General features: G+C 52.9%; 10 protein-coding genes, 2 tRNA genes and 1 rRNA gene. 9 read left to right on the top strand and 4 right to left on the bottom strand.

Features of this window, described 5'->3' with window-relative positions:
* Positions 1-116, top strand: a 5S ribosomal RNA gene (gene rrf / locus FJW00_RS00005).
* An 87-nt stretch (positions 117-203) separates the two neighbouring features.
* A tRNA-Asp gene (locus FJW00_RS00010) sits at positions 204-280 on the top strand.
* Positions 281-388: 108 nt separating this feature from the next.
* Here FJW00_RS00010 and yafC read toward each other — a convergent pair.
* A complete protein-coding gene (gene yafC, locus FJW00_RS00015) occupies positions 389-1,291 on the bottom strand; it encodes a DNA-binding transcriptional regulator YafC (RefSeq protein ID WP_009091951.1) in 903 nt (300 codons plus the stop codon).
* Positions 1,292-1,547: 256 nt separating this feature from the next.
* Here yafC and FJW00_RS00020 point away from each other — a divergent pair, with 256 nt between their 5' ends.
* Positions 1,548-2,363: an endonuclease/exonuclease/phosphatase family protein gene (locus FJW00_RS00020; RefSeq protein ID WP_140922655.1), complete on the top strand. Its 816-nt coding sequence runs from the start codon at positions 1,548-1,550 to the stop codon at positions 2,361-2,363.
* Between the two features lie 73 nt (positions 2,364-2,436).
* On the opposite strand, the gene mltD is transcribed toward FJW00_RS00020, so the two are convergent.
* Together mltD and gloB are read right to left on the bottom strand one after the other, a co-directional pair.
* Positions 2,437-3,813: a murein transglycosylase D gene (gene mltD / locus FJW00_RS00025; protein WP_033736400.1), complete on the bottom strand. Its 1,377-nt coding sequence runs from the start codon at positions 3,811-3,813 to the stop codon at positions 2,437-2,439.
* A 71-nt stretch (positions 3,814-3,884) separates the two neighbouring features.
* On the bottom strand, positions 3,885-4,640 hold the full coding sequence (gene gloB, locus FJW00_RS00030; RefSeq protein ID WP_140922657.1) for a hydroxyacylglutathione hydrolase: 756 nt from the start codon (positions 4,638-4,640) through the stop codon (positions 3,885-3,887).
* A gap of 43 nt (positions 4,641-4,683) precedes the next feature.
* Here gloB and FJW00_RS00035 point away from each other — a divergent pair, with 43 nt between their 5' ends.
* Positions 4,684-5,421 (top strand): class I SAM-dependent methyltransferase, encoded by a 738-nt coding sequence (locus FJW00_RS00035; RefSeq protein ID WP_140922659.1) that lies wholly within the window; start codon positions 4,684-4,686, stop codon positions 5,419-5,421.
* On the opposite strand, the gene rnhA is transcribed toward FJW00_RS00035, so the two are convergent.
* Positions 5,403-5,870 carry a ribonuclease HI gene (gene rnhA / locus FJW00_RS00040; RefSeq protein ID WP_009091940.1) on the bottom strand — a complete coding sequence of 156 codons (468 nt, stop codon included), beginning with the start codon at positions 5,868-5,870 and terminating at the stop codon, positions 5,403-5,405. The two genes, FJW00_RS00035 and rnhA, sit on opposite strands and share 19 nt — an antisense overlap.
* 51 nt (positions 5,871-5,921) lie before the next feature.
* Here rnhA and dnaQ point away from each other — a divergent pair, with 51 nt between their 5' ends.
* From dnaQ to FJW00_RS22470, 5 genes are all read left to right on the top strand, one after another.
* Positions 5,922-6,653 carry a DNA polymerase III subunit epsilon gene (dnaQ, locus tag FJW00_RS00045; protein WP_009091938.1) on the top strand — a complete coding sequence of 244 codons (732 nt, stop codon included), beginning with the start codon at positions 5,922-5,924 and terminating at the stop codon, positions 6,651-6,653.
* A gap of 134 nt (positions 6,654-6,787) precedes the next feature.
* A tRNA-Asp gene (locus FJW00_RS00050) sits at positions 6,788-6,864 on the top strand.
* A gap of 455 nt (positions 6,865-7,319) precedes the next feature.
* Complete coding sequence (locus FJW00_RS22460) at positions 7,320-7,655, top strand: phage integrase central domain-containing protein (protein WP_258316997.1); 336 nt, start codon at positions 7,320-7,322, stop codon at positions 7,653-7,655.
* Between the two features lie 23 nt (positions 7,656-7,678).
* Entirely contained in the window at positions 7,679-7,909 is a 231-nt protein-coding gene (locus FJW00_RS22465; protein ID WP_258316998.1) for an integrase, read from the top strand.
* Positions 7,910-7,952: 43 nt separating this feature from the next.
* Positions 7,953-8,123 (top strand): hypothetical protein, encoded by a 171-nt coding sequence (locus FJW00_RS22470; RefSeq protein WP_258316999.1) that lies wholly within the window; start codon positions 7,953-7,955, stop codon positions 8,121-8,123.
* The last annotated feature ends 204 nt before the right edge of the window (positions 8,124-8,327 follow it).

Here is an 8,327-nt window from a genome sequence, read left to right on the forward strand (position 1 = left end):
CCTGGCGGCTTTAGCGCGGTGGTCCCACCTGACCCCATGCCGAACTCAGAAGTGAAACGCCGTAGCGCCGATGGTAGTGTGGGGCCTCCCCATGCGAGAGTAGGGAACTGCCAGGCATCAAATTAGTTCCTTTTCCCCTGACAAGGAAAACAACAGGAACAAACAGCTTTCAGCCATCTGCTGACAGCTGTGAAAGAACCGGTGGAGCGGTAGTTCAGTTGGTTAGAATACCTGCCTGTCACGCAGGGGGTCGCGGGTTCGAGCCCCGTCCGTTCCGCCACTTAATTGGAAAGCCCTGACTTAACGGTCAGGGCTTTTTCCATTGCAGCAAATACTGCCCTGAAAGCCCTCCCTGAACGCAGGCATCCTCACCGGACCTGGGCGCATATCAGATGCGCCACGGTTGTTCAGCACTCCACTCGCTGAGGAAGTCAATAAAGGCGCGCACACGCTGGCTGACGCCAGTATCACTGTAATAAACCGCATTGAACGGCATCTCGACCGGCAGGCGCTGGTCTGCCAGCACTTCAACCAGCGTTCCCTCGGCAATTTCACGATCGATCATATATTCCGACAGACAGGCGATACCATTACCCGTGAGACAGAGCTGTTTAATCGTCTCTCCGCTGTTAGAGGATAAAGCCCAGTCGATATCATAGAGCTCACCGCTGTCACGGGCGACGGGCCAGCGATTAAGCCGGGGCGAGTCCTCAAAGCCCAGGCAGTGATGACGATCAAGCTCAGCCACGGTGTGCGGCACGCCATGCTCCCGAAGATAGGCGGGCGACGCAACCAGTTTACGAAAGCTGTTAAACAGCAGACGGGCGCGCAGGGTAGAGTCAGTCAGATTACCGGCGCGGATAGCGATATCCACTTTTCGCTCGATGAGATTGATAAAACTTTCCGAGGAGATTAACGAAAGCCTCACCCCTGGATAGCGGGCACGGAAAGGCTTTATCATCGGCATCAGCAAATGCAGAATTACCGGCGTCGCGGCATCAACGCGCAAAAGGCCTTTTGGCTCCTGCAGGCTCTCAATCAGGTCGCTCTCCGCCGTCGTCATCTCCTGCAAAAAGCGCTGAACATGACGAAAATAACGCTCTCCCTCCTGCGTCAGTGCCAGCTGCCGGGTGGTGCGGGTGAGCAGGGCAATCCCCAGCTTGTTCTCCAGCTTTTTAATCGTTCTGCTGACGGCTGAGTTCGCCATCTGCAGCTGTTCAGCAGCGCGACTGAAACTTCCGCTTTCTACTACGCTGACAAACACTTTCAGTTCGTCAGAAGATGCCTTCATTTAACCTCCCTGCACGGACGTGGCGATGGCGCGACGCGGTGGCCAATAGTGCTGTGGTTCCAGTATAGAAGTCTGGTCAGCAATGACCGCACGAATCATGCCTCCCCGCGTTTTGTTCAACGTCTGCAAAGGCGCTGTTTTATTCTGGAAAAGGGTGCTGAATTCTGACATTGACCTGCATCCATTGAAACCCCGGTCTAAAATCCCTATAACAGACAGGTGTTATCTGTTTTTGAATCATCAGCCAGGCGGGAAAGTGCGCAAAAAAACTTATGCAATGCGATATGTGGCGGGACAACCTGTGGAACAGATCTTTCCACCGGGTGCGATGCTCCATCTCGGTCAGGCACTGCCACCCGGCGCTCCCTTGCCCGCGCATCCGAATCTTAAGGTTCTGGTGTGGAACATCTTCAAGCAGCAGCGTGCAGACTGGATGTCGGTGCTGGAGGGGTTTGGTAAGGACGCGCACCTGGTTTTACTTCAGGAGGCGCAGACAACGCCGGAGCTGGTACGGTTTGCGACGAGTAATTATCTGGCTGCCGATCAGGTTCCCGCCTTTGTGCTGCCTCAGCACCCCTCTGGCGTGATGACGCTCGCTTCTGCCCATCCGGTCTACTGTTGCCCGCTGCGTGAGCGTGAGCCGCTGCTGAGGCTGGCTAAATCGGCGCTGGTCACGGCCTATCCTCTGCCCACCGGTGAAATGCTGATGGTCGTGAATATCCACGCCGTTAACTTCAGCCTGGGCGTCGACGTCTACAGCAAACAGCTGGGCCCGATAGGGGAGCAGATTATGCATCATCGCGGTCCTGTGATCATGGCCGGGGACTTTAATGCCTGGAGCCGTCAGCGCATTAACGCGCTCTACCGCTTTGCCCAGCGCATGAAGCTGGAAGAGGTGATGTTCACTGCCGACCACCGCCGTAAAGCGTTTGGTCGCCCGCTGGATTTTGTCTTTTATCGCGATCTCAGGGTGAGTGAGGCCTCAGTGCTGGTGACGCGGGCTTCCGACCATAATCCTCTACTGGTGGAGTTCAGTTCAGGACGGGAGTCCGAAGCAGACAGAAAAGAGTAAAGCGAGGGTACAGCGCAGAGGGCTGCGGATGAATAAAAGAAAAAGGCTGACAATTGTCAGCCTTTTCAACGTATCAGGTATCAGGTGTCGCGTTATTATTCACAAACAGCGTTAAATTATCGCCGGGTTGAATATCTTTCGCGCTGTCCAGCACACTGTTCCAGCGCATCACGTCTTTGATATTGACGCCGTGATGCCGTGCAATACTGTCAAGAGAATCACCCTTACGAACACGATAGGTGATGCTGTTGCCGTTATCAGCCAGTCGGGTGCCATTCGAACCGATAGTCAGCGTCTGACCCGGTCGGATATCGGCACCGCGCAGATTATTATCCTGCTTCAGTGTGGAGACGCTAACGCCAAGCTTCGCGGCGATACCCGAGAGCGTATCACCCCGTCGCACCTTGTACCCGCCGCTCGCGCTCGCTTTCGCAAGCTGAGTTGGCTGTACGGCTGCGATGTCACCGGACGCCAGTGAGTTACGCAGTCTGGCGACGTTCGACTTCGGCACCATAATATAGTGCGGGCCGTTTGGCGCGGTTGCACCGCCTTTGTAGCCGGTATTGAAGCTCTTCAGTTTCGTGAGCGACATACCTGCCATTTCGGCAGCCTGCGTCAGCTGTATCTGCTGACCCACTTCCACCCGTGCCAGTGCACGACTTTCGTTGGGTGTCGGCAGTTTGATACCGTAACGCTTGTTATGTTTGAGCAGTTCACTCAGAGCTAACATTTTCGGCACATACACCGTGGTTTCGCGTGGCAGCGATAAGTGCCAGAAGTCAGTCGGCTTACCGCGCGCCTTATTCTGTTTTATCGCTTTGAGTACACGTCCTTCACCACTGTTGTAAGCGGCAATGGTTAATAACCAGTCACCGTCAAACATGGTGTTGAGACGCTGCATCATATCCAGCGCAACCCGTGTGGATGCGACAACATCCCGTCGCCCATCGTAATACTGGTTCTGTTTCAGTCCATAATTTCGACCCGTTGAGGCAACTATCTGCCAGATACCAGCGGCATTGGCGGATGAGGTTGCGCGAGGGTCAAAAGCGCTCTCCACTATGGGTAGCAGTACCAGTTCCATCGGCATTTTACGTTTCTGTATCTGCTCGACTATCCAGTACATGTACGGCTCTGCCCGTAATGTTACATCGTGGAGATAGCTCTTATTTTTTAAAAATTTACTTTTTTGTTCGCGGATTGCCGGGTTTTCCGGAATCCCCATCTTCAACTCGTCACTAATGAAACTCCAGAGATCTGCGTCTGCTGCGAGGCCAGTTCCATCTTCCTGCCATCGCGGCGACAAAAACTCGTCTCCGTACTTTCCATTTTCACCTTGACCAGCTGAAGACAGGCTCTGTGCATGCTGTTCGGGGATATTGGCATCGTTCCTCGACGCCTGACATCCTACCAGCAAGACTGAGGCGAGTAAGATCGCTTTAGCCTTCATGTGTGTGTCAATAGTTCGCTTAAAAGACGAGCAACTATACGTGACGACTTTTCACAACACAACCCGAAAAATCAAAAAGCGTCTTTCTTCTCGCGTAGAACGGCAAATGTGTGCCATACCGGTTCATCATTCACGTTAACGTTTAACGCCCTTTGCAAATCAATATCTTGCGTGCGGAGAAATAAATTTATTGACCGTTCGTGCCCCAGTTTTGTGGGCAGACTAATGCCATTTTCGGCGCGTAAGTCCTTAATTTTCTGATATTCGGCCATTATTTGCGGGTCATGGGGCAGAATAGCCGCAGCAAACTTCAGGTTAGATAAAGTATATTCATGCGCGCAGCAGACCAGCGTTTCCTCCGGAAGCTGATTAAGCTTTTGAAAGGATTCATACATCTGCTCTGCTGTGCCTTCGAAAAGACGTCCGCAGCCACCCGAAAAGAGTGTGTCGCCACAGAAAAGATAAGGTGAGCTGTAATATGAGATATGTCCTAAAGTGTGACCAGGGGTATGAATCACCTCGAACGTCAGGCCGAGCACCGTCAACTGATCGCCCTCGCTGACCACCGTTCTGGCTCCTTTGGCGACCGTTTCCTGCGGGCCGTAAACTTCGAGCGCCGGGAAATGCTCACACAGTGTTTTCACCCCACCCGTATGGTCGTTGTGGTGGTGAGTTAACAGAATCGCTACCGGCTGCCAGCCGTTAGAGGCCATTTTTTCTAATACCGGCTGAGCTTCACCGGGATCGACAATCAGACACTGACCTTCATCATTATTCAGCGTCCAGATGTAGTTGTCCTGCAACGCAGGAATACTGGTAAGATTCATCATCACCTCTAGCAGGTCGTAGGAATAAGGAAGAGCGTAAAGCATGAAGCCCGCGAAAACACGCCAGATTCTGAACGCTCCGCTATCGTGGCGCGATATGCCGTGGGGAGACTATTTCCGCGACGCGCTGACCCAGCAGCTTCAGCCTTACCTCGGAAAGCTTTATGGCTTTCATATGCTTAAGCTTGGCAACCTCAGCGCAGAAATCAACACCGAACACTGTGCTATTTCACATCAGGTCAATGTTGGCAGCGAGGGCGAGCTGTTACAGGTGCTGGCTGACCCCCTGCAGCTTCCCTTTGAGTCGAAGTCGATTGATGCCTGTCTGCTGGCGCATACGCTGGCCTGGAGCCAGGACCCGCATCGGGTGTTGCGGGAAGTGGACAGGGTACTCATTGACGACGGCTGGATGATCATCAGCGGTTTCAATCCCTTCAGCCTGCTCGGGGTCACGAAAATGATTCCGGGGTTAGGCCGTAAGGCGCCCTGGAGCGGACGGATGTTCAGCCAGATGCGTCTGCTCGACTGGCTGAGCCTGCTGAACTATGAGGTGGTTTACCGCACCCGGTTTCAGGTGGTGCCGTGGCATCGGCAGGGGGGAAAACTGATCAGCGCCCACTTACCGGCGCTGGGGTGCCTGAATATTGTCGTGGCACGTAAACGCACCTTCCCGCTGCTGCCGACATGGGCGAAGAAGAGCATGAGTCCCAGCCAGATCCGCCAGACCGTCAATGCTACCCGCCAGTTCCGGCAGGCAGACGATCAGGACTCGCTCTTGTAACCGATATCTTCAAAGGCGGGATTTTCCGCCGCGCTGCGGGCCAGCACGTCGCAGCGCTCATTCTCCGGATGTCCCGCGTGGCCTTTGACCCACTCCCACTGAATCTTGTGGGTGCTGAGGGCCTGGTCGAGACGCTGCCAGAGGTCGACATTCTTCACCGGTTTTTTATCCGCGGTTTTCCAGCCGCGTTTTTTCCAGTTGTGGATCCAGCTGGTAATTCCCTGACGCACATACTGGCTGTCGGTACTGAGCACCACATCGCAGGGCTGCGTCAGCGCTTCAAGCGAAATAATGGCCGCCATCAGTTCCATCCGGTTATTGGTGGTGAGGCGATAGCCCGCGCTGAAGGTTTTCTCATGCTGGCCATAACGTAAAATCGCCCCGTAACCGCCGGGACCGGGATTTCCAAGACAGGATCCATCGGTGAATATTTCTACCTGTTTGCGCATCTCTGGTAGACTTCCTCTCAAAAACGTCAAGTCTGACATAAAACGGGTCTTATGAGCACTGCAAATAACCGCCAGATCGTACTCGATACTGAAACCACCGGCATGAACATGATCGGGGTCCATTATGAGGGGCACCGCATCATTGAGATTGGTGCGGTCGAGGTGATTAACCGTCGCCTGACCGGCAACAATTTCCATATGTACCTGAAGCCCGATCGGCTGGTCGATCCGGAAGCCTTCGGCGTTCACGGGATTGCAGATGAGTTCCTTGCCGACAAACCGATGTTCAGCGAGATTGCGGATGAGTTTCTCGACTATATCCGCGGCGCCGAGCTGGTGATCCATAACGCGCCGTTCGATATCGGCTTTATGGATTACGAGTTCTCAAAGCTGAATCGCGGCATTGAGAAAACCGAAACCTTCTGCAAAGTGACCGACAGCCTGGCGCTGGCGCGGCGCATGTTTCCCGGCAAGCGTAACAGCCTGGATGCGCTCTGCTCGCGCTATGAGATAGACAACAGCAAGCGAACGCTGCACGGCGCACTGCTCGATGCCGAGATCCTGGCGGACGTGTTCCTGACCATGACCGGCGGGCAGACCTCACTGTCGTTTTTATCCGAAAGTGAAAGCGCCCGTCAGGCGCAGGGCGAGAGCATTCAGCGCATCGTACGTCCCGCCTCGGCACTGCGCGTGGTGACGGCCAGCGACGAGGAGATCGTTGCCCATGAGTCACGTCTGGATCTGGTCATGAAAAAGGGCGGCAGCTGCCTGTGGCGCGGCTGAATGACGGAAATTTGTGGATAAAATCAACGGCGAGCTGAAAAAAACGGCAAACGATCGCGCCGTCAGGAAAAAGCGTTGACGCCGCAACGGCCTGCCATTACTATGCGCCTCGTTCTCGACGGGGAACAAAGCGCGGAGCGGTAGTTCAGTTGGTTAGAATACCTGCCTGTCACGCAGGGGGTCGCGGGTTCGAGCCCCGTCCGTTCCGCCAATTATCTTTCTTGGGGTGTATTTATACATCTTAGGATGAATAAAAACCATATCGCTATCAAGGCGATATGGTTTTTTTTTGTCTGAAATTGTCCCTCTGTATACCGGAGTATCCGGTGCAAAATGGCCCACGAAATGGCCTACGCGACCAGAGAGATAATTTCGTGGGCCATTTTTGAGTTTATGGCTGAAAAATGGTGGTTGAACAGGGTATTACGTCATTCCCGTCGCTCAATACTGACGACAACTGAAGGAATGAGCCATGACCATTACCCGCCGACTGCTTTCCGCCACCGCAGTGCAACAATCAAAAACTGCTGATAAAGATTATGGCCTGCCGGATGGTCACGGACTGACGCTTTCAGTCCGGGCTTCCGGGAAAAAATCTGGCGTTTCCGTTATTAGCGTCCAAATTCCACTGCCCGAACCAATATCACGCTCGGCTATTATCCGGCCATGTCACTGGCGGCTGCCCATACTCTTCATGATGAATATCTCGGCCTGCTGGCTCAGGGGATCGACCCGAAAAAACTGGCACTGGAAGAGGCAAAGCGGGAACAGAAGGCTACAGACAGTCTGTTTATCAACGTGGCGACAAAATGGTTTGCCATCAAAAAGACCAGTGGTATTTCCGAAGTCCATGCCGGTGATATCTGGCGCTCACTGGAGAAGAACGTTTTTCCGGTGAATGGACAAATGCCGGTTGCAGCACTGAAAGCACAAACCCTGATTGCCGCCCTTGAGCCGGTACGCGCGCGCGGTGCGCTGGAAACGAAACCCTGCGCCGTCTGACGCAGCGTATCAATGAAGTGATGGTGTTTGCTGTCAATACGGATTTACTGGATCCGAACCCGGCTTCAACAATTGGTAAAGTATTTGAGAAACCGAAAAAACAGCATATGGCCACCATTCGCCCGGAACGTTTGCCAGAGTTGATGCAATGCTTTGAAAATACCAACCTCACGCTGATGACCCGATTATTGATGAAATGGCAGCTTCTGACGCTGGTACGCCCTGGTAAAGCCGCAGGGGGCAATTTGGTGTGAAATCAATCTGGATAATAAGCTCTGGGTTATTCCGGCTGCGCGGATGAAAAAACGTCGTGAACATCAAGTACCTCTCTATCCGCAGGCTGTTGCCGTGCTCGAACAGCTCAAGCCATTGAGTGGTCACTCTCCTTTTGTGTTTCCGGACAGAGTAAAACGGGGCCAGTCAATGAACAGCGAGACAGTAAACAAAGCACTGCGGCGTATAGGATGAATGTCAATTGATTTGAAATTTATTCTACCCTAAACTAATTTCATTTTATGAAATAGAGAATATTAATAGCCCTGTAATATTGAATATAATTTGGAATAAGTGACTAACTTTGTTTATTTCTATGATGGCTGGTGAGAATATTTATAATATTGAAAGTGAACAATTTTTTTAAATGAGGTTTATTAGGCAAAATATCTTCATGTT

It is taken from the genome of Pantoea anthophila (genome assembly GCF_006494375.1).
Taxonomy (GTDB): domain Bacteria; phylum Pseudomonadota; class Gammaproteobacteria; order Enterobacterales; family Enterobacteriaceae; genus Pantoea; species Pantoea anthophila.

What these genes read in the sequence shown, in the direction of transcription:
- mltD (WP_033736400.1), bottom strand. Translation starts at nt 3,813, where the DNA reads ATGAAGGCTAAAGCGATCTTACTCGCCTCAGTCTTGCTGGTAGGATGT.
- gloB (WP_140922657.1), bottom strand. Translation starts at nt 4,640, where the DNA reads ATGAATCTTACCAGTATTCCTGCGTTGCAGGACAACTACATCTGGACG.
- rnhA (WP_009091940.1), bottom strand. Translation starts at nt 5,870, where the DNA reads ATGCGCAAACAGGTAGAAATATTCACCGATGGATCCTGTCTTGGAAAT.
- FJW00_RS22460 (WP_258316997.1), top strand. Translation starts at nt 7,320, where the DNA reads ATGTCACTGGCGGCTGCCCATACTCTTCATGATGAATATCTCGGCCTG.
- yafC (WP_009091951.1), bottom strand. Translation starts at nt 1,291, where the DNA reads ATGAAGGCATCTTCTGACGAACTGAAAGTGTTTGTCAGCGTAGTAGAA.
- FJW00_RS00035 (WP_140922659.1), top strand. Translation starts at nt 4,684, where the DNA reads ATGAAGCCCGCGAAAACACGCCAGATTCTGAACGCTCCGCTATCGTGG.
- dnaQ (WP_009091938.1), top strand. Translation starts at nt 5,922, where the DNA reads ATGAGCACTGCAAATAACCGCCAGATCGTACTCGATACTGAAACCACC.
- FJW00_RS22470 (WP_258316999.1), top strand. Translation starts at nt 7,953, where the DNA reads ATGAAAAAACGTCGTGAACATCAAGTACCTCTCTATCCGCAGGCTGTT.